The organism is Tenacibaculum profundicola, from assembly GCF_057220795.1.
This window is the reverse complement of the sequence record NZ_CM170137.1, coordinates 2,780,330-2,805,216: the sequence shown is the minus strand read 5'-3', so window position 1 is coordinate 2,805,216 and position 24,887 is coordinate 2,780,330. Positions and strand designations below refer to the sequence as shown.

The window sequence follows — 24,887 nt, the reverse complement described above, 5'->3', positions numbered from 1 at the left end:
TTAAGTAACCTTTCTCATTTTAATAAAATCAAATAATACTTTAATGTTAATAATTGAAATAATAATAATTAATAATGAAATATAATCTATTGCACTTTCTGTTTTAATATCAGAAAATTCATATAACATATAAATAAAAGAAAATAAGGTAAGGAATAGAAATAGAATAATTATTTTTCTTAAATCAATTTTTTTATTTACAGCAAATACTTCTAGTAATAGTAATGAACCAGATATGAAATGCAGAAATATTAAAATAAAAACGACTAAAGTTTCAATATTTTTTATGCTCACCTCATGACCAACAGCATATAAAGAAACAAAAGTGATGAAGGACACAATTAACAATATTATACCTAGAAGTATAATTAATCCTCTTGAAATAAGTTTTTTATTTTTCATCTTCTTTATTTTTTTGTTTTAAATATTTTAAAGCTTGAGATATGACTTGAGAAAATTGCTTTGAAGTCATTCCTTGGGTATTAGATAATTTTACTCCTGTTTTATCTAAAGCTCCCCAATTTTCATTCAATAGATTATGAACTGTTACAGCCGTTTGAGTTATAGCTTTGGCATCTGTAAGGTCTCCTGTTATATCATTATAAATATGCTTTAACCCTACAGAATCTCCATTTCCCTTATGAGCAAAAGCATCTTGTAATGCATGTAGTCCCTGACCTAATGCCTGAATTCCCTTACTGTTCTTTTTAAGACTATTCAAATCTCCCGCCTCCGCTGATTCAAAAACCTTACTCCAACCAAATTCTAAACCTCTTTGCATTGCTTCTCCTTCTGAAACATCATTAGTTTGTTTTTCCCAAGGTGAGCGCATGGTATGCCATATATTATAATTATAATCATCAACCCCTCTTTGGTATTTTAATACTTGAGAATTTGCTGTCCCTGAATAATCATATCCCATATGTGCTCGATAAAATTTATTCCCAAAAGGGTGCACTTTATTATTCATTGATAGATTATCATCTCCTGGATTGTCAGCATATACAGAAGAATAATGAGCAATCATATCTGCTTGCTTTTTACCAATACCTGCCGCAGCTAAATATTGATAAGTCATATTATAGTGCCTAGTTACTGTCCATTGACCATTATGGTCAACGTGTACAACTGGATTATTTAAAACATATTGATACGGAGTAACAGGATAATAAGCTTCTGCTTTCATGTCTATATTAAACCAACGTCCTAAAGATGCATCATAATTTCTTGCTCCAAAATCCATTGTGTTCAATCCGAGTTCTTCTGATAACTCTTTTCCACCAAAACCAAATTTCTGCGCGGTAGAATTTCCATTCGAAGAAACCACGTTATTATACCCTTTATGTTTGAGTCCAAAAGGATAGTAATTGCTTTCCTCTACAATTTCATTGGTACTCGGATCGTTGGTAACATCAATATCTCCATCACCATTGGCATCCGAATAGGACAGTCTAACGTTTCCTAAATGGTCTTTATACTGATAGGTATATTTGAAAACTCCATTATTGTCAGGGCTTGCATAACCTTCTGCATGATTAAAAAACTCAAGTTTTTCAATATCTGCAGTCTTCTTATAAATATAATTCCCTGCATAATTCGTTGTGGTATTCTCAACCTCTTTACGAAGTTTTACACCACTTGCATCATAGGTATAATTAATATACTTTCCGTTTATGGTTACTCTAGTAGGCAAGTTTAAATGATTATATGTAATCTCTGTGATTCCCTTGTTTCTATCAATGGTCATATTACCATTGGCATCATAGACAAAATCAACTGTATTATCGACATCTTTAAAACCAAAGTTTGTATTTCCAGAATCTGCGACTTTTTTTAGTAAGAACGTCCTTTTTCATCAATCTATGTAAATATAAGAAATTAACCCCTTCCATATATCTAATGCCTGTTTTTTTGCACGAATAAAAAACCAACTTTTAGACAACAAAACCACAACATCTCTGCTGTGGTTTCATCTTTATTATTTTTAAATTATAATTTCTAGTTGCTTACTCTTACCTAACGCACACGAAAGGATTCGTGCGGTAGCAGGGGCTAAATTTTATTAACTATTACTTGTTTTTATCATGGAAATCAGGGGCGGGGGGATCATCGACAACTGACAACTGATCATTGAAAACTGATCATTGTAACCGCTTACTCTTACCCGCCACTCGTGAGGACACGAGCGGTAGCAATTACTTTGTCATTCGCGCGCCAGCTGGGGGTAGCCTTACTTTGTCATTCGCGCGCCAGCTGGGGCGGGGGTGGACAGTTTTTAATTTATTTTTTAGATTAGAAATCTAATTATTTTTTTCTGAAATTATCTTCAGATAAATTTAGATATAAACCATTTAATATATATACTTATCGAGGTATAAAGTATATTACCTTTAATATTGGTGTATTTTCTTGTATATAAGCCTCACATATATATACTTTATTATTTTTTGGGTTAAAAACTGAGAATTGACAAGAGCTACTCTCAGTATATGAATAACACCTACTGCTTGTCATGTGTAAGTTATATTTTAATAAAAAAGCACTAACACTCTCTATATTAATAGAATCAATTTTTATAGTCCATATTTTACATCTTAAATCATTAAATTCTGAATCTATTTGTAAATGCATAACTGTATCCCCACACTTCTTTTCAAGCAAATGAATATTTCCTTCTACTGGATTAAAACCTTGGTAAGTTAAATCATTGACTGTTTTTATCTCTTGATTCAAATTTTCAGTATCAAATAACTGACATGAAATGTCTTTTTTATTTGCCTGATTACATGAAGAAAGCAATAAAACAAAACATACAATATGACACAAATATTTATATTCCATTATTTCTTTTTGTTTAGTTTATAGTTATCCTTATTTACTCTTCTGATAGACATATTACTTCTTGTTCTAATACCTTGGTGAGGCGTTCCTGTTTCCAAATTGAAATATTTACGCATATCATTAGCGTCAGGGTGAATATCTCCATCTGGATGAATATGCCTCAATAATTCATGTAATGCCACACCTCCTAATGAATGATCTGAAGATCCAGAATATATCTTCAAAAGATCAGATAAGACTACTAGTTGAAAGGATTCTGTATGCCCTCCAGCCCAATCACTCATTAAACCATGTCCTGTAGCTCCATCGTAATTTGACTTATCAGGAATGATATCAAGTAAAATATCTGATTTAGCATCTATTATGTCTTTTAGCATTCTTACATAATAGTGCTGATCCCAATCAAACCCCATACTTCCAACAATTTTATAAGTTTCTATTTTTACATATTCTGGGTCCCCACCAAAGAAGAAATGAGAAAATGTCCACTTATGTTCTAATCTAGTAGATTTTTCAATTGAAAAAGGAGTTTTTCCAAATTTATTCTTAAATATTCTATTAAGATCGTCTGCTATACTTTGTGCTTCTTTTTCATCATCATTATTTATACTGTCAGGTTTATTGTTATTACTCCCATCAGCATTACCTCCACTGTTAGCATAAGCAAGAGCTTTATCAAATGTAACTGTTTTTCCATTTATTACGTACGTACCTGTTTTACTATTATAAATAGAGTCTGCACCAGATGGATCTGCAAAATAAACAGGGTTGTTATCAAAAGCGTTATAAGTAGATTTTGAATGATGAATTACTGGATCAATTGAAGTCCAACGGGCTATAGCAGGGTCATAACTCCTAACATCCATTTCGTATAAATTCAACTCTAGAGATTCTTCAAACTCCACACCATTGTATTTAAACTTCTGCGCCGTACTATTTCCGAGGGAAGAGACGTTTTCATTGTACCCCTTGTGTTTCAGACCAAAAGGATAGTAGTTTGATTCTTCTATAATCTCTGTACTTGCAGTAATAACGCCGTCTTTGTTATTATCTGTGTATGATAATCGTACCTTTCCTAAATGGTCTTTATACTGATACGTATATTTGAACCTTCCATTATTGTCAGGGCTTGCATAACCTTCTGCATGATTAAAAAACTCAAGTTTTTCAATACCTGCAGTCTTCTTATAAATATAATTCCCTGCATAATTCGTTGTGGTATTCTCAACCTCTTTACGAAGTTTTACACCACTTGCATCATAGGTATAATTAATATACTTACCTCCAATCGTTACTCTAGTAGGCAAGTTTAAGTGATTGTAAGTAATGTTGGTAATTCCTTTGTTGGTATCAATGGTCATATTTCCGTTATCGTCATACACAAAATCAACTGTATTATCGACATCTTTAAAACCAAAGTTTGTATTTCCAATATCTGCAACTTTTTTTAGTAAGAACGTCCTTTTTCATCAATCTATGTAAATATAAGAAATTAACCACTTCCATATATCCAATGCCTGTTTTTTTGCACGAATAAAAAACCGACTTTTAGACAACAAAACCACAACATCTCTGCTGTGGCTTCATCTTTATTATTTTTAAATTTTAATTTCTATTTGCTTACTCTTACCTAACGCACACGAAAGGATTCGTGCGGTAGCATTACTCTTTATTACTCATTCGCGCGCCATCGGGGACTACTACCAAGAACACTCTGAAAACAACAAATCTTTTGTGATAAGAATTAAATCATTAATGTTCATAGGATTGTTCGAAATATCGAACCAAAATATATTTTCTGAATCTAAATAACCTTCAATATTTCTTTTATCCTGAGAAATAGAAAAAAATGAACTTGCTTTAGGAAAATTACTATCTAATATTTTCAAAGGTTTTGAAATTAATATTACTTCTCCTTTTTGAATCGAAATACTGTCTAATTGCTCTATATTTATTTTCTTTATTTTAGAGTTAGAAACACCAAAATAATAAGTTTTATTACTTCTTTTACAGACTAACGGTTCATTAATAGTCACTACATTTTCATTATAATAAAAATTCAATTCTATTTTATTTTCTTGTTTAGTACTATGACATCCCCAAAAAAAACTACTTATTATAATTATGATACTTAACTTTTTGATTTCCATTTTTATTGTAGATTTTCATGATTTTTGATAGTTTAGATACTTCTGGTTTAACTTTATTCCCATTTTTAGAATAAACATAAGTCGTTCCACCCTTACTTCTTCCATAATAAACAGCTGAATGAGAATTACCTATAGTTATTACAGTTTTTCCAAACTTAGCTTTACTAGGGTCTACTTCTGTTGTCGCTTTTTTGTATTCTTTGCTTGAAGTTGAAGTAAAAATAGGGTCAGCTAATGAAGGAGCAACCGCCGTGTCACTATTAATTTCTTCTCCTTTGACAGCTGCCTTACATGAGCCATGGCAATTGTATTTATCGCTTTCACTAATAGCTGTAGTTCTATCTCCTGCAAGCTCTTCATCTGTCGTCCTACCATCAGAGTTTTTTATAGACCTAGTCATATTATTATCAACAGTCAACTTTTGTCCTTTGACAACGGTGTCGCTATCCGCAGGGGTTACTTCTACATAATTACTCGGTTCTTTAAGTAATCCTTGTTTTTTTATCATTGCACCAGCTTCTTCCACGGAAATATTCAAATGCTTGGCTAATGACTTATCATCATCTCCTAACTCTGATATTAAATCTCCATTTTCATCAGGTTCCCACATTGAACCTTGAGGCGCCATCCCATCAGGGTCAATAAAATAAACAGGATTATTAAACGCATAATTATAAGGCGAGTGTCTACGCATTTCTTCTGCAAGAGGGTCAAGGTTCATCCATCTACCTAAAGAAACATCATAATTTCTAGCACCAAAGTCGTGCCATTCAAGCCCTAATTCTTCATTCAATTCTTTCCCATTATACCCAAACTTCTGCGCAGTAGCATTCCCAAGGGATGAGACGTTGTCATTGTACCCCTTGTGTTTGAGTCCAAAGGGATAATAATTCGATTCCTCTACAATTTCATTGGTATTTGGGTCGTTGGTAACATCAATATCTCCATCACCATTGGCATCCGAATAGGACAGTCTAACGTTTCCTAAATGGTCTTTATACTGATAGGTATATTTGAACCTTCCATTATTGTCAGGACTTACATAACCTTCTGCATGATTAAAAAACTCAAGTTTTTCAATACCTGCAGTCTTCTTATAAATATAATTCCCTGCATAATTCGTTGTGGTATTCTCAACCTCTTTACGAAGTTTTACACCACTTGCATCATAGGTATAATTAATATACTTTCCGTTTATGGTTACTCTCGTTGGTAAATTCAAGTGATTGTAAGTAATGTTGGTAATTCCTTTGTTGGTATCAATGGTCATATTTCCATTCGAATCATAGGTATAATCACTTCCCGAATTTGTACCGTCTTTAAAACCAAAGTTTGTATTTCCAGAATCTGCAACTTTTTTTAGTAAGAACGTCCTTTTTCATCAATCTATGTAAATATAAGAAATTAACCACTTCCATATATCCAATGCCTGTTTTGTTGCACGAATAAAAAACCGACTTTTAGACAACAAAACCACAACATCTCTGCTGTGGCTTTATCTTTATAATTTTAAAACTATAGTACTCGCCATTGCAAATGGCTTTTATAGTACCGTTTTCTATTTAAATTTCCTTTTACTTATTTCCATTACGCTATCGCTAAATGCCAATTTGCGGGGTACAATTCTAATCTAAAACAAAAGGCTTTGATTGTTGAACTATATTTATACTTTCATAACGAGCACTTATAAGTATGTTGTAACCTTTTTTTAATGTCAAGATTGTATCTAAATTTACAGTTCGTTCTAAATCTAAATCTTTATCTAAAATCGTATGAAAAGATATTTTCATATCCAATTCTTTAGCTTTAATTGACAAACCATTTTTTAAATCTATACCCAAACTCTCATTAGTTATTATTAGCTTGTTGTCTAAATAAGTTTTTCCATTAATAACTAATGTACATTTATCATCTTTATAAACAGATGACATTCCTATTCTAAACTCATTTTCTAGTTTATTTATAGTACCACAAGAGTAGAAAAAAGCAACTATAAAGATTAATAAAATATGCTTCAATTTATTTTTGTTTTCCATTATTAATTTGTCCATTCCAAAATTTATACATAACTGAGTTAAGCTGACTTTGATTGATTAAATAACCAGATACTGATCTACCTTTTGAATTTCTAGCAGAACTTTGATGCATCAAATTACCACTAAAATCATTATTAGTGAAATTTTTCTTTAATAAATTTAATGCTTTAGTTTTGTATAGGTTTCTATCTGATGCTGGTCCGTTGTGATACATGTATCTATAGAAATCATAAGTTCCAGGGTGCAATGTTCTACCATTTGTTTGATTAATATGTGGTAATCCGGCTGAATGACCTAACTCATGGGCAGCAGTTCTAGAAGTAAAGCTATTAGCATCCAAATAAACAACATTTTCTCCCATAGGTGCCATTCCTAAAGCTTTTGTTTTTGGATTAGTGTGATTTGCTCCAGGTACTTTAGATACATTATCTACCAAACGAAAAACATGGTCATCTTCATCTATATCACTTTCAGAATTAGCTACTTCTATATCGGCATGAACATTAACTTTTACCCCTTTACCTCCGTCAATCTTTATCCCCTTAATTCCTTTGATTATTTTTTGTCTTCTTTTTTCTAATTGCTTTGCACTTAATTTTTTGCTAGAATCATTTTTCAACTTACCTGTTACTAATATGTTAATACTCGTTAAATCTCCTTCATCGTTATAACCAAAACTAAAAGTAATATCTTTTCCATCTGGGTCTAAAAGTAAAGTTGGTGTATTAGCAACAAAACTGTAAGGAGATAGCATATAAAACTTATCTGCCAATGGGTCTAAATTCATCCATCTACCAAGAGCAGCATCATAATTTCTTGCTCCGTAGTCATACCAATCTAAACTAACTCCTCCAACTAAATCATCTTGATACTCTTTGCTATTAAATTGAATTTTCTGAGCAATGCTATTCGCAATTGATGAAGTTACATTATTATACCCCTTGTGTTTAAGTCCAAAGGGATAGTAATTCGATTCCTCTACAATTTCATTGGTATTTGGATCGTTGGTAACATCAATATCTCCATCACCATTGGCATCAGTATAGGACAGTCTAACGTTTCCTAAATGGTCTTTATACTGATACGTATATTTGAACCTTCCATTATTGTCAGGGCTTGCATAACCTTCTGCATGGTTAAAAAACTCAAGTTTTTCAATACCTGCAGTCTTCTTATAAATATAATTCCCTGCATAATTCGTTGTGGTATTCTCAACCTCTTTACGAAGTTTTACACCACTTGCATCATAGGTATAATTAATATACTTTCCGTTTATGGTTACTCTAGTAGGCAAGTTTAAGTGATTGTAAGTAATGTTGGTAATTCCTTTGTTGGTATCAATGGTCATGTTACCATTGGCATCATAGACATAGTCTTTTTTCTGATTTCCATCATTAAATCCTGTAGCCTTACCAGAGTTATCTTTTACATCTATTAATTTATTACCAAAATCATAACTATAAACTAAATCATCCATAACACCAAAGTCAGTGATATCTCCATTACCATCAACCTCAGTGTGTCCATTTCTTACAAGTTTTAGGATATTTCCGTTTTTGTCGTAAGTAATACCTGAAACATCATAATTTGAAGTGCCAGCTCCCACTGCGTGGGTGATTCTGTTTAGCGCATCGTAACTATAGGTATATTCATTGCTTACGGGGTTACTGGTAATGTTTACACTTAGTGTATTCCAACTGGTTTGAGCGATATTTCCATTATACAAGCGCTTAGTCACGTCCGATACATCATTATACTTTAGGCTAAAATTAAACAAATCATTGTCATTTTCAGCATCTTCATTGATGTTTTTTAACCAGCCTCGCTATAACTAACTATACCAATTACGATATGAAACTAGGGTAAAAGAAAATGATGATTATTTTATTTATAAAAATTAAGCATAGTCTTTTATGGTTTCTTTTTCTAATGAACAAGAAAGGGAAAAAGGGCGTTTTATTACGGTAATTATAATTTGTGAATAGTAGTATAACACTGCTCAATGAGCGGAGCAAGCTATGGGTATATTATTAAAATCACATTACGACATCTATTACAAATGGATCTAACAGTACAAATTTTATTTATCCATTCTTTATATAACTATACATTACGACTTACGTCTAAACATCAATTTTCAACATCCATGGGTATACTATGACCTGTTAAATATTGTATGTTTCCGAATTTTCTAATAACAGATCGTATCCCGTAGCTATTGTTTAATCCTAGCCAAATTGACCACATGCTTCTCTAGAATCATTTTTAAAGCCTATTTTTGTAGGAACATAGGTCTTTTACAACTGATGCTTTTAATGGAGATGGATCATTACTGCCATAGTACTCTCATTCAAACACAACAAATGTCATTGCAACACAACAAAACACTTGTTTAGTACTAGAGATACAGTGATATTAACGATGTTTGACTCGCAATGATCACGTAAAAAACAGTTGATTATGCAACAGAACACCATCAAATTCGGTTGCGTCATAAGAGCCCGATAATAATTTATGAAATGAAAACAATACTTAAAATTTTATTCATCCTTTTTTTAGTATGGATGATTGTCGGAGTTTATCTGGTAAACACAGAGCACCCTAAAGCACATGTTGTAATGGGGTTAGGAGTATTTTACATGTCTTTTGTGCTTATGCCAATGTTTATATACTATCGGTATAAAGACGGGAAGTATAAAAAGTACATTCTTGATTCAGATAACCAAAAAAAGGCGGAGTAAATACTTCCGCCTTTTTTAGTGATCTATTAAGTAATTCGTTTACTGTAAGCTCGGAGAATAGTTTGTAGGAAAATCTCCTGCTTTTGCTAATCCGTTAGTTGCAGTACTAAAATTAGAACCATAGGTAGCATCGAGAGCTTCTAGCATTTTATTCGCCATTAAAGCATATCCTCTAGACGTTAAATGAATTCCATCTAAACTTACCAATCCGCCTGAAACTAAGGCTGTACTCATGGTATAATCATCAAATGTTAACCCTGTAGTTGCTGCTTGCTGTAAAACTGTGTTAAAATCAACAAACGCCAAACCTTTAGCGAGAGCCATTGCCTCAATAGTAGCATTATACCCGTCAGTAGCATCTTTAATTTCTTGAACCTCTTCAGCGGTTAATACCCATTTATCTGCTAACGGAACCGTAACTCCGTTAATATATCTTTCGTCTCCTCCAACTAATGTTCCGATAAATGAAGCACTTGGTAACACAAGTAAATCTTCACTTGTAGCTTGCCTGTAATTCTTAAGATTTTCATTTATTCCTGTTAAATCAGTTAAATTCTCATCTTCAATAACAACAGCATTTACCCCTTCTGAAAACATAATCGTCCTTTTAGCAATTTCTGCATCTGCCATTTCTTGCGTCATAGGTGTATTGGCCACTAAATAAGCAAAAGCGCCTTGTATACCTGCATTGTATGCACCGAATGCATAATTAACAGCTGCAGCTCCAGCCGCATCCATAGGTATTGTATTATAAGGTACCGTTGTAAAATGTGGTAAATAGGTGATATATGGTACATTTGCCAACACTCCTTTAGCTCCTTGAGCGGTTAAAGCATCTACTGTATAAGAAAAAGCTGCATCAAAAGTAGCTTGAGGTGTGATCGCATCAGCAGCTCCACCGGCAACAGCGTATCCTAATACGTCATTTCCGCCAATTTCTGAAAGCGAGAAAAAAGTAGGTTGTTTAGAAACAATCTCACCGATTAAAGTAGATTGCGTTGGTGCCATTCTTACAAAATACGGGTTTGCCGTAGCTGGATTTGTTGCTAAACCAGCCGGATTACCATATCCTGGTGCTAAAAGATGAAAACTTTTTGCTCCTGGAATTCCATAATTATGAAAGCTAGCTGCGTTATCAGCAGGAACACCTAATTGCGTTGTTGGTACCGCTGGGAGAACAGCAGGGCCTGCTCCGTCGAAATAAAATCGAGGTTGCGCTACTACGGTTGCTCCACTAACGAATCCACCAATGTTATCTTTCATAAGCGGTAAATTAAACTCGCCTCCATTGGCCATAGCAAACTTACTTGCCATAATATTAGGAAATGAGTTTTCTTGTGCTTTTTGAAATAAAGCTCCATCTGTAAAACCAGACGTAAAAGAAGCTCCTACAGAAATATAATTAGAAAAATCTACACTTCCCGGATCTAACTGTACCTCCAGAACCTCCTCAGCAGTTATCTCTTTTAAATCATTATTTACATCACATGAAGTTAGGGCTACTGTGAGCCCTAACATCCATATTAATTTATTTTTTATCATAACGGTTGCGTTTAATTATTAATAGTCCATGACATAAAGTACTGAGACCCGATGGCTCCTACTCCTGGTGCACTTAAATATTCTTTACCTGTTAAATTAGCGCCACCTAACTTAAATGTTGATTTCCATGATGGAACTCTATAGTTGATTTGAGCATCAACAACTGTTCTTGCATCAATTACTGCATCTAGGAATGTAGATTCCCATAAATATTCATCTTGCCATCTCACGTTCACATTAAACCCGAAGTTTTTAAACAATTCTGATTTACCAAATTGTAATTTAACCTTATGTTCAGGTGTATTAAATCCAGCCTCAAAATCAGGATCAGAATCTTGATCAAAATCAAATTTTGCCCAAGAATAATTCAATCCAATATTAAATCCATTAAAAACTTTAGTCGTTAAACCAATCGTTGCTCCATAAGAACTAATATCGGCATCTGTGTTTGTATATGTTGAAAATACCGCTGAATCACCGTTTCCAAGTGCTGCCAACGCTACAGGAAATGGCGTTCCTCCAGGACCAATAGGTGCCGTGTCAGATAAATCAGCCTTACCGTACAACGGAACTAACACATTTTCATTAGCAATGAAATCTGTATAATCATTGTAGTATAGGTTTAAATCAACACTTACTCTATTTTTACCAGCAGGAATTACACCACGGTATCCTACTTCATAAGCTTTTACTTGCTCTGGTTTTACTAAACCTACATTTGCTTTTGTAGGATTCCCATTTAAAACAGAAGTCAACGAGAACGCATTTTCATATGCATCTCTTCCTACTGCAGCCACTGTTGTCTGACCAGTTATTAATGCACCGCTACCACTTAATGTAATTGGCGCTGTCGTGTATCTGTCTAAGTTGTCAGGAGCCGATCCTACTAAATAAGCTCTACCTGCATTTAATCCAATATATTGATCTTGTGTAGTTGGGTTTCTAAAACCTGTTTGGAAAGAAGCTCTAAAGTTGTGGTTTTTAGTTTCTCCAGCAGCATATGCTAATGAAAGTCTTGGCGATATATTACCGTCAAAATTCTGAGCCTTGTCATATCTAGCAGACATCGTAAGCTTTAACCTATCATCCATCATTTTCTTCTGAAGCTGTGTATACACACCCATTTCATCGTAATTAATCGGACCATCATAATCCGTATAAATACTTCCTTGTGAGTTTAATGAATATTTACGGTAAGAACCTCCAAATTGAATTTCAGCCCAGTCGATATAATCTCTTAAATTTAAATTAGCATCAGCGTGATATACTTTAGATGCATCTGTAAATTTAGCCCCTGTTGTTAAGTCAGGGTTGTTTATTACTTGATTAAACGCGCTATTAAAAGCTGAAGTTCCTGGTACGAATCTACCTGTTTCAGCTACTGACCTAGCCACTGCATGCGCCTGAGCATCTGTAGCTCCACCTAAGGTGGCATTTAAATACCCTCCAACATACTCACCAAAATACGTTTGATCATCTTTCCATGTTCTATTGATATTTATGGCAGCGAATCTAGAATCATAAGAATCTCCAGCATCTTCATCAGTTATATACCCTCTTACAAAGAAGTTCTTTCCTCTAAACTCTAACTTATGCTGTTGCATAAAGAAATTTTTAATATAGTAACGGTTTGTTCCTTGATAGATCGTGTTTCCTACACCTATTTTAGCATTATAGATAATTTCTAAACGATCGTTACCCCATGGACGGTAATGTAAAGAACCTCCAAACTTAACACTTCTCGCATTATAATCCATTAAGTCTCTTTCCGCATACCCAATTCTACTTACATCAACACTTGGCACTAACGCTGAAGCCCCTGCAGGAATCATCCCTAAAGTTTCTAAAGTTTCAGCTACCCCATGAATATCCGTAAATACCTCATCACCATACACATTCAATCCGTCATAGTTTAAATCAGAATCTCTATCGCCTGGTATATATGTTCCAAGGTCTCCACTGGTATTTCTATAATCAGTTGCATACCACTCCGTTCCGTTTAACACAGAAAAAGTTGCTTTTGCCGCAAACTTATCATCAAAAGCATGGGCCATACGAATACTCGCATCATAAAAATTATTATCTCCAGCCGCTTGTTGACTTGTCAAACCTGTTTTTACTACCGTACTAATTCCTTGGTGATCAAAAGGATTTTTACTTGTCATAAACATAATTCCATTGAAGGCATTTGCTCCATACAAAGCAGAAGATGCTCCAGGTAGTAATTCAACACTCTGTACATCTAGCTCCGATAAACCAAGTAAATTCCCTAACGCAAAGTTTAATGCTGGTGATGAATTGTCCATTCCATCAACCAATTGCATAAACCTAGTATTTGCAAAAGTTGCAAACCCACGCGTATTCACCGATTTAAAAGTTAAACTGTTGGTGTTAACGTCAACTCCCTTTAAGTTTTCCAACCCATCGTAAAATGAAGGAGCCGATGTGTTTTTAATCGCCCTAGAATCCATTCTTTCAACAGATACTGGTGATTCCATAATACGTTCAGGTGTTCTAGACGCAGAAACAATTACCTCATCTAGAGAAGTAGCAAGTTCTGTTAAGCCTACAACCACTTCCTGATTGTTTTTTGTAATTTCTACCGATTTGGTTTCATAACCCAACAAAGAAACCTCTATGGTAAAAGGCGGGGTGTCGGTTACTTTCATCGTAAATTTTCCATCGAAATCAGTAGATGTTCCTACTGCTTTCCGAGAAATTTTGATATTGGCTCCGGGCAGTGGTCCACCGAGAGATGCGTCATTTACGGTACCTGTGATAGTCGTTTGTGCGACCATAATACTACCACATAGCGCAAATGCAACAAGTAATAATCTTTTCATCATAATATGTAAAATAATTTGTTAACTATTCGCAAAATACGATTTTTTTTCATTTTCAAAATATTTGTGTTAATTTTTATTAAAAAAGAAAGAAACCAACCCTTGATTTTATATAAACTATATCGGTTGTTCAGAATAACAAAAATACATGTTTATAATATGTATTACATATTGTACCTTTGTAGAAATTTGTTTTAAAATTGGAAGTTACTAATTCTATTTTTGATTTTATCCCTACTCAAAAAACTTTTGTAACCATTGGTACTTTTGATGGTGTTCATATTGGTCATCAAAAAATCATCAAAAAGTTGGTTGAAGATGCAAGATCGGAATCCAAGAAATCCGTATTACTGACTTTCTTTCCTCATCCAAGAATGGTGCTTCAAAAAGAAGTTTCTATTCAACTGCTAAACACCATTCAGGAAAAATCAAAACAGCTAGAGGAACTAGGGCTAGATTATTTAATAATACATCCATTTAGTAAGGAATTTTCAAGATTAACGGCATTAGATTTTGTTCGGAATATTTTAGTGAACCAACTAAACACAGCAAAGTTAATTATTGGATATGATCATCATTTTGGAAAAAACAGAGAAGGGAATATTGAGCAATTAACCGAATTCTCCCATGTATTTGACTTTCAGGTTGAAGAAATCCCTGCGCAAGACATTGACGATGTTTCGGTGAGTTCTACCAAAATTAGAAAAGCCTTATTAGGCGGAGAGCTTAAAACAGCCAATAAATACCTGGGGTACCATTTCTCTCTTACCGGAAAAGTGGTTAAAGGAAAACAATTGGGTAGTAAAATTGGATTTCCAACAGCAAATATTGTTATTAACGAAAATTATAAACTCATTCCTAAAACTGGGGTTTATGTAGTAACATCAACAATTAATAATAAGTGCTTCTTTGGCATGATGAACATCGGTAACCGACCAACGGTTAGTGGAAAACATCAAACTATAGAGGTTCATTTTTTTGATTTTGACCTTAATCTCTATGGCAAAGAAATAACCATTGAATTACTGTACTATATAAGAGAAGAAAAAAAGTTTGATTCTATTGACAACTTGAAGCAACAATTGGAAAAAGATAAATACACCTCCATCAGCTTTATAAAAAGTTACGTCAATAAATAATTTGATTTATTTTTATATCCCCCCCCGGTTCAAAAATGTACAAAATTTATTAGCTTGACGCAACCTGATTACAAAGTTAAATCTTTTAATTTATTCGTAATGACAGAATTGTCATTATGTTTTCAATATGTTTTTTGGAATTTGTGTCGAAAAAGATGATACTATCAAAAGATGAGATAACCTTAAAAAAAATCGCCCTTTGTGTGAAGGTCTTGCGGAGTGAACATGATGTCACATTAAGCGAGTTTTATATTGATACAGGCATTCATTTAGCGAGGATAGAACAGGGAAAAACCAATATTACCATATTTACACTTCAAAAAATATGTGATTATTTCAACATTACATTATCAGAGTTCTTCTTAATGATTGAAGAAATTTAGTGTTACAAACACATTGTTTAAGTCTGCCACTTCCGTTATCTTTGCCTTTCTTAAAAAATTAAAAAGATGTTACAGGTTCAGTTTATTAGAGAAAACAAGCAAACTGTTTTAGAAGGATTAGCTAAGCGTAATTTTGCAAATGCAGAAACTACAATTGAAGAAGTATTGACAACCGATGAAACTAGAAGAACTACTCAAGTTGCCCTAGACTCTGTTTTAGCTGAGTCCAATAAACTGTCTAAAGAAATAGGAAATCTTTTTAAATCAGGCGAAAAACAAAAAGCAACTTTGTTAAAAGAGAAAACAAGTCAGCTTAAAGATCAATCGAAAGATCTTACCGAAAAATTAGCCTTGGCAACCAATCAATTACAGGAATTATTATATCAAGTGCCTAACATTCCGCACGCCTCAGTAGTTGCCGGAAAAAATGAAGAAGATAATGAAGAAATATTTACAGAAGGTACGGTTCCTGATTTAGGCGATAAAGCTTTACCTCATTGGGAACTAGCAAAAAAACACGATATCATTGATTTTGAATTAGGAGCTAAGGTTACTGGTGCTGGTTTTCCTATATACAAAGGAAAAGGAGCTCGTTTACAACGAGCCCTAATTTCATATTTTTTAGATAAAAATACAGCCGCTGGATATACTGAAGTACAAGTGCCTCATTTGATTAACGAAGCTTCGGGTTACGGAACTGGTCAGTTACCGGATAAAGAAGGGCAAATGTACCATGTGAATGTTGATGATTTGTATTTAATACCCACCTCTGAAGTGCCTATAACCAATATGCATAGAGGTGATTTATTGCAAGAAGCAGAGTTGCCAAAAGCGTATACAGGGTATACTCCTTGCTTTAGAAGAGAGGCAGGAAGTTATGGAGCGCATGTAAGAGGATTGAATCGTTTACATCAATTTGACAAGGTCGAACTTGTTCGTATTGAACACCCAGATCATTCTTACAAAGCTTTACATGATATTGTAGAGCATATCAAAGGTATTTTGAGAGAATTAAAATTACCATACAGAATCTTACGCCTTTGTGGAGGTGACACTGGTTTTACTGCAGCTTTAACCTTCGATTTTGAAGTGTATTCAGCAGCGCAAAGCCGTTGGTTGGAAATTAGTTCAGCCTCTAACGTTGAAACTTACCAAGCAAATCGATTAAAACTACGTTTTAAAAATAAAGATGGAAAAAGTCAATTGGTGCATACTTTAAACGCAAGTTCATTGGCTTTACCGAGAGTGTTAGCTAGTATTCTAGAAAATTATCAAACAGAAAACGGCATTAAAATACCAGAGGTTTTAGTACCATACTGTGGGTTTGATATGATTGACTAGTGACCACAAATCATAGCATTTATTAAAGTAAGTTTCTTTGACAGAAACTTACTTTTTTAGTTGGCTATGACAGCAACCATTAACCTTCTATATTTATTCATTTCTATTAGAGCATCAAAATATTGAGATATTTGTCCTTTTCTCATAAAATCATTGGCCCTTTGCCTTGCTATTTCGTATTGGATCGATAAGTTTGTCATTTCACTAGATTATTTGGTTGAATTACATTTTTACAAAGTTCGTGCCAAAATGTTAACTGCTTTTTCACAAATCCGTACTGTTTACTAAAATTTTAACAACTCTTCAGTAACATATCTATCTTTTAAAACGCTAAATCCTAGTTTATATGCCGTTTTTTTTAGAAGTTTGTATAAATTCTATATCTCAATAAACACCTCTTATTTTTAATGAAAAAATTTGTTGTTTTATTTCTTTTCACCCTTGTTAGCACGTTTTGTTTCGCGCAACAAAATAGTTTTATAGTTGCTGAAAATTATTTTAGAAATGGCGACTATGAAAAAGCGATTCAATTGTACGAAGAGCTTTATAAAAAAAGCCCTTATAACACGACCTATTTAAGACGATTGGTTAGTTGTTACCAAGAAACAAACCAATTTGAAAAAGTAGAAACATTAGTAGAAGAAAAACTAAAACAACATCCAAATCAAACGTACTTATACGTCGTTAATGGCTACAATTTTGAACGTCAACAACAAGTAGACAAAGCCAATAACGAATATCAGAAAGCATTAACATCAATAAAAACCAATAGCGGATATGGTAGTACCATTGCTAATTTGTTTAAAAACTATAACAAACTAGACTATGCTATTGACGCTTACCATACTATTATGACCATAAATCCAAAAGCAAACTTCGGGTTTCAATTAGCTCAAGTTTATGGAGAAAAAGGGAATTTTAAAAAAATGTTTGAGTCGTATATTGATTTAATAGATAAAAATGAAACTCATCTTAACAGCGTTAAACGTTATACCAGTAGGTATATCAATGATGATAGTGAAAACGAATACAATCTTTTATTTAAACAAACACTGCTAAAAAAATCGATAAGTAACCCCAAAAACATTTGGAATGACCTCCTTGCTTGGTTGTTTATAACGCAAAAACAATATCAAAAAGCGCTGATTCAATATAAAGCCTTATTCGCTCGTGATGCAAATAATTTAGGAAATATTAGAACTTTGAGTGACATCGCTTTTGAAAACAAAGATTATGATACTGCAAAGGAATGTGCTGCTCTTGTAATTGCAAACACCAATTATCTGAATGATAAATTTAAAGCCATTCAGCTAAGTTTGCAAATTGATATCGCCACCAAACAACCCAATATTGAGGAAACATTTCAAAAGGTATTCGCAGAATATGGAATCAATAAAGACACTCTTTTTATTCAGTTGATTTATGCTCAGTTTTTAACCTTCGTCGAAAACAATCCAGAAAAAGCAATAGGTGTTTTAGAAAAATCGATGCCTTTTGCTACTTCTAAATATCTAAAAGCTACGGTGAAATTGAAATTGGGAGAAGCACTCGTTTTTACCAAAAAGTTTAACAAAGCCCTCTTGTATTTCTCACAAGTACAATCACAGTTTAAAAACCATTACTTAGGGCAAGAGGCGCGTTTTAAAGTAGCGCAAACCTCTTATTTTAAAAACGATTTTGACTGGGCAAAAGCGCAATTAAAAATTTTAAAAGGATCTGCCTCTCAGCTCATAGCAAATGATGCTACCGAACTTTTTTTAACCATCAGTGATAATCAGCCTAAAGACAGTATTGCTACAGGTTTAAAAGAATATGCAACAGCAGATTTATTAGCCTATCAAAACAAAAACACTGAGGCCATTAGCATATTATCAAAAATAATACAAGAATTTAAAAATCAGCCTATTGAAGATGAAGCTTTATTTAAACAGGCTCAATTATTCGTGTTACAAGAAGCCTATGATAAAGCGATAACTAATTTTGAAAAGGTTTTACAGTTAAACCCTGAAGGAATTTTAGTGGATAATAGCCTTTATCAATTAGGAGAATTGTATCGTGAACAATTAAATAACCCAGAAAAAGCTTCAGAATATTATCAAAAGATTATTTTTGACCACGCTTCTAGCATTTACCTTGTAGATGCACGCAAGAAGTACAGAAAATTAAGAGGAGATCATATTTAATAACTAAATGTAATTATTACTTTGTAACTTATGTATATATACAACGTAACCGTAAACATCGACGAAAGTATCCATGCAGAATGGCTTGTTTGGATAGAAAAACATATTCCAGAGGTACTAGCTACAGGTCGTTTTATAAGTGCTAAAATGACTCAAGTGCTAGTTGAGGAAGAAATGGGTAGCAGTACGTATTCAATCCAATACACTGCTAAAACACGAGAAGATTTGGATAACTACTACAAACACGATGCAGATAAACTACGCAGTACTGGATTAAAAAAGTTTGCTGATAAAATGCTAGCTTTTAGAACTGAGTTAAAAGTTATCAACGAGTTTTATCCTACAGTCAACAGTAATTAATGTAGCCTGTACTCTAAACAATGAATCGAGCGTTTTGATTCTAACTAAACCGCATGAACATGGCCGTAAGAGCAAAAAAACATTTAGGACAGCATTTTTTAACGGATGAAAACATTGCCAAAAAAATTGCTGATTCATTAACCGAAAAAGGATATAATGATGTTCTCGAAATAGGCCCTGGTATGGGAATGTTGACGAAATATTTACTAGCAAAAAAATCGAAAGTTACCGTGATGGAACTCGATACTGAGTCTGTTGCCTATTTGCAAGAAACATTTCCCGTTGAACACATCAAACTCAATACTTCTGCTGAAAAGTTTAGCATTATTCAAGGAGATTTTTTAAAGCAAGATCTGACGAAAATTTTTAACGGCAAACCCGTTGCAATTATCGGTAACTTCCCTTACAATATTTCATCTCAAATAGTTTTTAAAGCTATTGAAAACCGTGAATTTGTTCCTGAGTTTTCTGGAATGTTCCAAAAAGAAGTAGCCAAAAGAATCGCTGAAAAAGAGGGGAGTAAAGTATATGGCATTTTATCGGTGTTCACCCAAGCTTTTTTCGATGTGGAATACCTATTTACAGTGCCTCCTACGGTTTTTAATCCACCTCCAAAAGTTGAATCTGGTGTTATTCGATTAACCAGAAAAGAAAACTATACATTACCTGTAGATGAAAAACTGTTTTTTAGAGTTGTTAAAACCGCTTTTAACCAACGAAGAAAAATGTTGCGTTCTAGTTTAAAATCTTTCAATCTTTCGGTTTCTTTAAAAGAAGAGCCTATCTTTGCAATGCGTCCCGAACAGTTATCGGTACAAGACTTTATAAGTTTAACGTCTAAAATAGCAAACGATGGCATTAGAGATCACTAAAGAGCTTCTTGAGAACGTACAAGGTCTTATTAAAAAACAAAAAGACACACTTCTTTCTGATTTATTTTCAGATGTACATCATGCTGATATAGCCGAAGTATTAGATGAGTTATCATTTAATGAAGCGTTGTATATAATTCGTTTGCTCGATTCTGAAACTACTTCAGAGGTTTTAATGGACGTTGATGAAGATATCCGCGAGAAAATTTTAGAAAAATTATCTGCCAAAGAAATCGCCGAAGAAATAGATGAGCTTGACACCGATGATGCAGCTGACGTAATTGCCGAGCTTCCTGAAAAACGTAAACAGGAGGTAATTCAAAAAATTGAAGACAAGGAACATGCTAAAGAAATCGTAGAGCTATTGCGCTATGATGAAGACACCGCAGGTGGTTTAATGGCAAAAGAACTTGTAAAGGTTAATGAAAACTGGAATGTATTAACCTGTGTGAAAGAAATGCGCCAACAGGCGGAAGAAGTTACTAGAGTGCATTCTATTTACGTTATAGATAATGATGGAAAGCTAAAAGGCCGTTTATCATTAAAAGATCTTCTGATGGCTTCTACCCGATCAAAAATAGCTGACGTATATATCCCAAAAGTTGATTTTGTCAATGTTCATGACAAGAATGAAGAGGTAGCGAATGTGATGCGTAAATACGATTTGGAAGCGATTCCAGTGGTTGATGAATTAGGTGTTTTGGTTGGAAGAATTACGATTGATGACATTGTTGATGTCATTAAAGAAGAAGCCGATAAAGATTATCAACTCGCTGCTGGTATTACCCAAGATGTGGAAGCTGATGATTCTATTTGGCAACTGACAAGAGCCCGATTACCTTGGTTGTTTTTAGGGTTAATAGGCGGTATTGGTGCATTTTTAATTATGGGAAAATTTGAGCATACATTCAGAGAGAATGCAGTGCTTTTTTTCTTTACCCCACTAATCGCTGCTATGGCAGGAAACGTTGGTGTACAGTCTTCTGCTATTATTGTTCAAGGATTGGCCAATGATGATGTTAAAGGAAGTATTAAAAAGCGTCTTATTAAAGAAATGTTTCTTGCGCTATTTAATGGTACTGTTTTAGCTGTTTTCCTGTTTTTGTTTGTTTTCGTTTACGAACAACATTTCTTAAAAGCACTTGCCATTTCTGTATCTTTGATTGTTGTGATTGTTGTTGCTGGTTTAATTGGTACGTTTATTCCTTGGTTTCTACATAAACAAAACATAGATCCTGCTATTGCTACAGGTCCTTTTATAACCACAAGTAATGATATTTTTGGGATCTTAATTTACTTTTTAATGTCACAGTTTATATTAGGGTTTTAACTACCGTTAAAACCTCTTAAAATTAGGTGTTGTGCTATAATAATACGGAAAATTAAAACAATGCTATTCCGAAGTTTCGTTACACCGCACTACAAATCAAACCCAACACTTAATGACTAAAGTTTTGGATATCTACTTTTTCTATGAGCGTATTCATTTTTTCTTTTGGAATAAAGCCTTTTAACATAAAGAACGCACCAAACACAATCAACAAAACCCCCATCGCTCTTTTTATCCGATAAATAACCAGTGGAGTTAATTTGTTTTTTAATTTTTTAGCCAACAAAATTTTAACTAAATCAGTAAATGCGTATCCAACAATAACCATTACAAAGTACCAGAAAATAGCCGTAGGATTCATATCTAAGGTTGGTCCTACAACCACCATAATACCCAACCAACCTGCTAAGACTCCTATATTGATGAAGTTTAAAAGAAAACCATTCAATAATAGTTTAAAATAATTACTTGCTTTTGGCACTTGCACTTGACTCTCGTCTATTTCTTTCTTATTATTTTTATCCAAATACGTTATAATACCATACACAATAAGGATCAGTCCACCAATGAAGAACAACCTCGGATCATCTTTAATTTCTTCTAATAACCTCCTACTTCCATAATAAGCAATAAGAATAAATGTAACATCTCCCAAAATCACTCCTAGGTCGAAAACCAATGCAGCTCTCGCTCCTTTTAAAATACTCGTTTTAATTAACATAAAAAAAACAGGGCCAATCATAAAGGCCATAAAAACGCCAATTAAAAAAGCATCTTTTAATGTGTAGAAACTCATTGCTTACTTCTTATAAAGGTTAAACTTCGTCATAATCAACAGTTATTTTAGAAGTAGTTGGATGTGCCAAACAAGTTAAAACTAGCCCTTCTTCTAGTTCGTCATCACTTAACAAAGAATTCTTAGTCATTACAGCTTTTCCTTCCGTTATTTTTGCAATACAACTGCTACACACTCCTCCTTGACAAGAGTATGGTGCGTCTAACTTATTGCGCAAACTAGCCGCTAAAATGGTGTCGGCTTGTTTCATGTTAAACGTAGTTTCTTCATCATCGAGCATGACCGTAATTTCACTCTGACCGTCCTTTACTTCCGTCATGTCTTCTTCCGAAGTCGATGCGGTAAACAATTCAAAATGAATAGTATCTTTGGACATTCCATTTTTTTCCAATGTATCAGAAGCCATTTTTATCATTTCTTCAGGACCACATAAAAAAGCGGCATCAAAATTAACCTTCTTGTATACCTTCTTTATAAAATGGTTTACCTGTGCCTTATCAATTCTGCCGAACAACGAATTATCATTTTTCTCTCTACTGCATACATAATGTAACTTAAGCTGCTTATCATACTTCTTTTGCAACTGGTTTAATTCGTTGTAAAAAATAGTATCGGCAATCGTCTTATTTCCATACACCAATGTAAACGTTCCTACAGATTTTTCTATGACAGATTTTATCATGGCTAAAACAGGTGTAATACCGCTTCCTGCCACAAAACCAATATAATTCTTTCCTTTCGCAGGTTGTAAAACAAACTTTCCTTCTGGTGGCGCTACCTCTAATTCATCACCTGCCTGTAACTTCGTTGTGGCATAGGTAGAAAACGTACCGTTTTCAACAGCTTTGACCGCTACTTTTAGTTCGTCATTTTCAGGAGATGAACAAATAGAATATGCTCTTCTTACTTCATCCCCGTTAATTTCTTTTTTTAAAGTAACATATTGTCCTGCAACAAAAGAGAAGGTATCTTTTAAAGATGCTGGAATTGTAAACAAAATAGAAACAGCATCCACTGTTTCCCTGCTAACTTCTTTAATGGTTAGTTTATAAAACTTTATCATTTCGTACGTAATATTTCGCAAAAATAACAAACTAATACTGAATGAATAGTTAGAGTTTTTATAAATTAATACCCAAAATTCTTATGCATAGTAAAATTATGCATATATTTACCATAAGTCTAGCCTCCAGTTTTACGGCAACAAAATGTCAAGATCCCTTAAAACAAGAATGCTTTTAACTATACAAATGAGAAATCAAAAACTATATAAAGGTTCATTACAAACCATCATTTTGCAATTATTAGCACAAAATGATAAAATGTATGGCTATGAAATAACGCAGAAGGTTAAAGAATTAACAAAAGGCGAATTAAACATTACGGAGGGTGCTCTGTATCCTGCTTTACACAAACTAGAAGCAGAAGGCTTATTAGACGCAGAGGTGACCAAAATAGGCAATAGATTGCGTAAATATTACAAGCTAACCGAAAGTGGGGAAAAAGAAACGGTACAACGATTGACTCAAATGCAAGAGTTTTTAAATACGATGCAACAGTTGATAAACCCGAAGTTTAGTTTAGAATAACCCGATAGCTATGGAATTAAACAAAATTTCAAACCCAAAAAATAGACAATTACATTATTAACTAGTTATGAAACTGACTAAAGAACAAATTCAAAACATAGATAATCAACTGGAGAAAGAAGGTGTGAAATTTTGGGATGTACGCATTGAAATGTTAGATCATATCGTATCGGATATTGAAAAAAGATTGGTTTATGGTGATCATTATCAAGAAGCACTGCAAAACGCTATGATAAAACTAGGATGGAAAGAAAATTTTAATGGAGGAGGGTTTGAATCTGCAATGAAAGCTACAACAAAACAATATGGGAAAAAAGTAACAAATAGATTATTTCAATATATCAAAAGAATTTTTAAAAAGCCCATTACCCATACCTTAGGTCTACTTTTCTTATTGTATTTATATCTATTTAACGATAATAAGTTCATGATAAAGATCCTAATGGTTTTCTTTTTACTGAATACAATAATTCCACTGTTTTTTTTAACTTTTAAATATAGAGTTTGTAAGGCCATACAGCTAATACAGTCAATAAGCCTCGCTTTGTTGTTCATAAGTATCTTTAATATCGCAATGTTCCTTCCAGAATTTTTCTTTGCAATAGAAGCGTTTAAAAACCCCACATATACCGCTGTAATTTTAGCATTCCTAATACCCTTACAGCTTTTGAGTACACTTTTTTTTATAAAGGAGTATAACGAAATGAAAAAAAACTATCACCTTTTAACAACATAATAGAA

General features: G+C 33.5%; 23 protein-coding genes. 10 read left to right on the top strand and 13 right to left on the bottom strand.

Annotated features, from left to right (window positions below):
• The 8 genes from AC2TDS_RS12025 to AC2TDS_RS11990 all read right to left on the bottom strand — a co-directional run bounded on the left by AC2TDS_RS12025 (nt 1) and on the right by AC2TDS_RS11990 (nt 8,804).
• Complete coding sequence (locus tag AC2TDS_RS12025) at nt 1-402, bottom strand: hypothetical protein (protein ID WP_484735834.1); 402 nt, start codon at nt 400-402, stop codon at nt 1-3.
• Entirely contained in the window at nt 392-1,747 is a 1,356-nt protein-coding gene (locus tag AC2TDS_RS12020) for an RHS repeat domain-containing protein (RefSeq protein ID WP_484735833.1), read from the bottom strand. Before AC2TDS_RS12020 ends, AC2TDS_RS12025 begins: the two co-directional genes overlap by 11 nt.
• A gap of 617 nt (nt 1,748-2,364) precedes the next feature.
• A complete protein-coding gene (locus tag AC2TDS_RS12015) occupies nt 2,365-2,841 on the bottom strand; it encodes a hypothetical protein (RefSeq protein ID WP_484735832.1) in 477 nt (158 codons plus the stop codon).
• Nucleotides 2,841-4,223, bottom strand: coding sequence for an RHS repeat domain-containing protein (locus AC2TDS_RS12010; RefSeq protein WP_484735831.1), 1,383 nt, complete (start codon nt 4,221-4,223; stop codon nt 2,841-2,843). The genes AC2TDS_RS12015 and AC2TDS_RS12010 overlap by 1 nt, the downstream gene beginning before the upstream one ends.
• Before the next feature lie 318 nt (nt 4,224-4,541).
• Nucleotides 4,542-4,991 (bottom strand): hypothetical protein, encoded by a 450-nt coding sequence (locus tag AC2TDS_RS12005; protein WP_484735830.1) that lies wholly within the window; start codon nt 4,989-4,991, stop codon nt 4,542-4,544.
• Complete coding sequence (locus AC2TDS_RS12000) at nt 4,951-6,261, bottom strand: RHS repeat domain-containing protein (protein ID WP_484735829.1); 1,311 nt, start codon at nt 6,259-6,261, stop codon at nt 4,951-4,953. Before AC2TDS_RS12000 ends, AC2TDS_RS12005 begins: the two co-directional genes overlap by 41 nt.
• A gap of 355 nt (nt 6,262-6,616) precedes the next feature.
• Nucleotides 6,617-7,042 (bottom strand): hypothetical protein, encoded by a 426-nt coding sequence (locus AC2TDS_RS11995; RefSeq protein ID WP_484735828.1) that lies wholly within the window; start codon nt 7,040-7,042, stop codon nt 6,617-6,619.
• On the bottom strand, nt 7,011-8,804 hold the full coding sequence (locus tag AC2TDS_RS11990; protein WP_484735827.1) for an RHS repeat domain-containing protein: 1,794 nt from the start codon (nt 8,802-8,804) through the stop codon (nt 7,011-7,013). Before AC2TDS_RS11990 ends, AC2TDS_RS11995 begins: the two co-directional genes overlap by 32 nt.
• 742 nt (nt 8,805-9,546) lie before the next feature.
• On the opposite strand from AC2TDS_RS11990, the gene AC2TDS_RS11985 reads away from it, so the two are divergent.
• Entirely contained in the window at nt 9,547-9,768 is a 222-nt protein-coding gene (locus AC2TDS_RS11985; protein WP_484735826.1) for a hypothetical protein, read from the top strand.
• Between the two features lie 39 nt (nt 9,769-9,807).
• Here AC2TDS_RS11985 and AC2TDS_RS11980 read toward each other — a convergent pair whose 3' ends face one another.
• On the bottom strand, nt 9,808-11,310 hold the full coding sequence (locus tag AC2TDS_RS11980) for an SGNH/GDSL hydrolase family protein (protein ID WP_484735825.1): 1,503 nt from the start codon (nt 11,308-11,310) through the stop codon (nt 9,808-9,810).
• An 11-nt stretch (nt 11,311-11,321) separates the two neighbouring features.
• A complete protein-coding gene (locus AC2TDS_RS11975) occupies nt 11,322-14,156 on the bottom strand; it encodes a TonB-dependent receptor (RefSeq protein ID WP_484735824.1) in 2,835 nt (944 codons plus the stop codon).
• A 197-nt stretch (nt 14,157-14,353) separates the two neighbouring features.
• Between AC2TDS_RS11975 and AC2TDS_RS11970 the strand changes: the two genes are divergently transcribed.
• The 3 genes from AC2TDS_RS11970 (at nt 14,354) to serS (ending at nt 17,016) form a co-directional block, all read left to right on the top strand.
• Nucleotides 14,354-15,292 (top strand): bifunctional riboflavin kinase/FAD synthetase, encoded by a 939-nt coding sequence (locus AC2TDS_RS11970; RefSeq protein ID WP_484735823.1) that lies wholly within the window; start codon nt 14,354-14,356, stop codon nt 15,290-15,292.
• 155 nt (nt 15,293-15,447) lie between these two features.
• Nucleotides 15,448-15,675, top strand: coding sequence for a helix-turn-helix domain-containing protein (locus AC2TDS_RS11965; RefSeq protein ID WP_484735822.1), 228 nt, complete (start codon nt 15,448-15,450; stop codon nt 15,673-15,675).
• A gap of 66 nt (nt 15,676-15,741) precedes the next feature.
• Nucleotides 15,742-17,016, top strand: a complete 1,275-nt coding sequence (serS, locus tag AC2TDS_RS11960; RefSeq protein ID WP_484735821.1) for a serine--tRNA ligase — start codon at nt 15,742-15,744, stop codon at nt 17,014-17,016.
• Between the two features lie 56 nt (nt 17,017-17,072).
• On the opposite strand, the gene AC2TDS_RS11955 is transcribed toward serS, so the two are convergent.
• Nucleotides 17,073-17,216 (bottom strand): hypothetical protein, encoded by a 144-nt coding sequence (locus tag AC2TDS_RS11955; RefSeq protein ID WP_484735820.1) that lies wholly within the window; start codon nt 17,214-17,216, stop codon nt 17,073-17,075.
• Nucleotides 17,217-17,423: 207 nt separating this feature from the next.
• Between AC2TDS_RS11955 and AC2TDS_RS11950 the strand changes: the two genes are divergently transcribed.
• The 4 genes from AC2TDS_RS11950 to mgtE are packed head-to-tail and all read left to right on the top strand — an operon-like array spanning nt 17,424 to nt 21,761.
• Nucleotides 17,424-19,199, top strand: a complete 1,776-nt coding sequence (locus AC2TDS_RS11950; RefSeq protein WP_484735819.1) for a tetratricopeptide repeat protein — start codon at nt 17,424-17,426, stop codon at nt 19,197-19,199.
• 30 nt (nt 19,200-19,229) lie between these two features.
• Nucleotides 19,230-19,559: a DUF4286 family protein gene (locus tag AC2TDS_RS11945; RefSeq protein ID WP_484735818.1), complete on the top strand. Its 330-nt coding sequence runs from the start codon at nt 19,230-19,232 to the stop codon at nt 19,557-19,559.
• A 59-nt stretch (nt 19,560-19,618) separates the two neighbouring features.
• Entirely contained in the window at nt 19,619-20,431 is an 813-nt protein-coding gene (gene rsmA / locus AC2TDS_RS11940) for a 16S rRNA (adenine(1518)-N(6)/adenine(1519)-N(6))-dimethyltransferase RsmA (protein WP_484735817.1), read from the top strand.
• Nucleotides 20,412-21,761: a magnesium transporter gene (gene mgtE, locus AC2TDS_RS11935; RefSeq protein ID WP_484735816.1), complete on the top strand. Its 1,350-nt coding sequence runs from the start codon at nt 20,412-20,414 to the stop codon at nt 21,759-21,761. Before rsmA ends, mgtE begins: the two co-directional genes overlap by 20 nt.
• Nucleotides 21,762-21,870: 109 nt before the next feature.
• Here the strand turns inward: mgtE and AC2TDS_RS11930 are convergent, their stop codons facing one another.
• Nucleotides 21,871-22,557, bottom strand: coding sequence for a LysE family translocator (locus AC2TDS_RS11930; protein ID WP_484735815.1), 687 nt, complete (start codon nt 22,555-22,557; stop codon nt 21,871-21,873).
• Between the two features lie 19 nt (nt 22,558-22,576).
• Entirely contained in the window at nt 22,577-23,620 is a 1,044-nt protein-coding gene (locus AC2TDS_RS11925; protein WP_484735814.1) for a 2Fe-2S iron-sulfur cluster-binding protein, read from the bottom strand.
• 187 nt (nt 23,621-23,807) lie between these two features.
• On the opposite strand from AC2TDS_RS11925, the gene AC2TDS_RS11920 reads away from it, so the two are divergent.
• Together AC2TDS_RS11920 and AC2TDS_RS11915 are read left to right on the top strand one after the other, a co-directional pair.
• Nucleotides 23,808-24,146, top strand: a complete 339-nt coding sequence (locus AC2TDS_RS11920) for a PadR family transcriptional regulator (protein WP_484735813.1) — start codon at nt 23,808-23,810, stop codon at nt 24,144-24,146.
• Nucleotides 24,147-24,213: 67 nt separating this feature from the next.
• On the top strand, nt 24,214-24,882 hold the full coding sequence (locus AC2TDS_RS11915) for a hypothetical protein (protein ID WP_484735812.1): 669 nt from the start codon (nt 24,214-24,216) through the stop codon (nt 24,880-24,882).
• The last annotated feature ends 5 nt before the right edge of the window (nt 24,883-24,887 follow it).

What these genes read in the sequence shown, in the direction of transcription:
- AC2TDS_RS11925 (WP_484735814.1), bottom strand. Translation starts at nt 23,620, where the DNA reads ATGATAAAGTTTTATAAACTAACCATTAAAGAAGTTAGCAGGGAAACA.
- AC2TDS_RS11985 (WP_484735826.1), top strand. Translation starts at nt 9,547, where the DNA reads ATGAAAACAATACTTAAAATTTTATTCATCCTTTTTTTAGTATGGATG.
- AC2TDS_RS12000 (WP_484735829.1), bottom strand. Translation starts at nt 6,261, where the DNA reads ATGACCATTGATACCAACAAAGGAATTACCAACATTACTTACAATCAC.
- AC2TDS_RS11980 (WP_484735825.1), bottom strand. Translation starts at nt 11,310, where the DNA reads ATGATAAAAAATAAATTAATATGGATGTTAGGGCTCACAGTAGCCCTA.
- AC2TDS_RS11965 (WP_484735822.1), top strand. Translation starts at nt 15,448, where the DNA reads ATGATACTATCAAAAGATGAGATAACCTTAAAAAAAATCGCCCTTTGT.
- serS (WP_484735821.1), top strand. Translation starts at nt 15,742, where the DNA reads ATGTTACAGGTTCAGTTTATTAGAGAAAACAAGCAAACTGTTTTAGAA.
- AC2TDS_RS11975 (WP_484735824.1), bottom strand. Translation starts at nt 14,156, where the DNA reads ATGATGAAAAGATTATTACTTGTTGCATTTGCGCTATGTGGTAGTATT.
- mgtE (WP_484735816.1), top strand. Translation starts at nt 20,412, where the DNA reads ATGGCATTAGAGATCACTAAAGAGCTTCTTGAGAACGTACAAGGTCTT.
- AC2TDS_RS11995 (WP_484735828.1), bottom strand. Translation starts at nt 7,042, where the DNA reads ATGGACAAATTAATAATGGAAAACAAAAATAAATTGAAGCATATTTTA.
- AC2TDS_RS11955 (WP_484735820.1), bottom strand. Translation starts at nt 17,216, where the DNA reads ATGACAAACTTATCGATCCAATACGAAATAGCAAGGCAAAGGGCCAAT.
- AC2TDS_RS12025 (WP_484735834.1), bottom strand. Translation starts at nt 402, where the DNA reads ATGAAAAATAAAAAACTTATTTCAAGAGGATTAATTATACTTCTAGGT.
- AC2TDS_RS11930 (WP_484735815.1), bottom strand. Translation starts at nt 22,557, where the DNA reads ATGAGTTTCTACACATTAAAAGATGCTTTTTTAATTGGCGTTTTTATG.
- AC2TDS_RS12020 (WP_484735833.1), bottom strand. Translation starts at nt 1,747, where the DNA reads ATGACCATTGATAGAAACAAGGGAATCACAGAGATTACATATAATCAT.
- AC2TDS_RS11915 (WP_484735812.1), top strand. Translation starts at nt 24,214, where the DNA reads ATGAAACTGACTAAAGAACAAATTCAAAACATAGATAATCAACTGGAG.
- AC2TDS_RS11920 (WP_484735813.1), top strand. Translation starts at nt 23,808, where the DNA reads ATGAGAAATCAAAAACTATATAAAGGTTCATTACAAACCATCATTTTG.
- AC2TDS_RS12015 (WP_484735832.1), bottom strand. Translation starts at nt 2,841, where the DNA reads ATGGAATATAAATATTTGTGTCATATTGTATGTTTTGTTTTATTGCTT.
- AC2TDS_RS12005 (WP_484735830.1), bottom strand. Translation starts at nt 4,991, where the DNA reads ATGGAAATCAAAAAGTTAAGTATCATAATTATAATAAGTAGTTTTTTT.
- AC2TDS_RS11945 (WP_484735818.1), top strand. Translation starts at nt 19,230, where the DNA reads ATGTATATATACAACGTAACCGTAAACATCGACGAAAGTATCCATGCA.
- rsmA (WP_484735817.1), top strand. Translation starts at nt 19,619, where the DNA reads ATGGCCGTAAGAGCAAAAAAACATTTAGGACAGCATTTTTTAACGGAT.
- AC2TDS_RS11950 (WP_484735819.1), top strand. Translation starts at nt 17,424, where the DNA reads ATGAAAAAATTTGTTGTTTTATTTCTTTTCACCCTTGTTAGCACGTTT.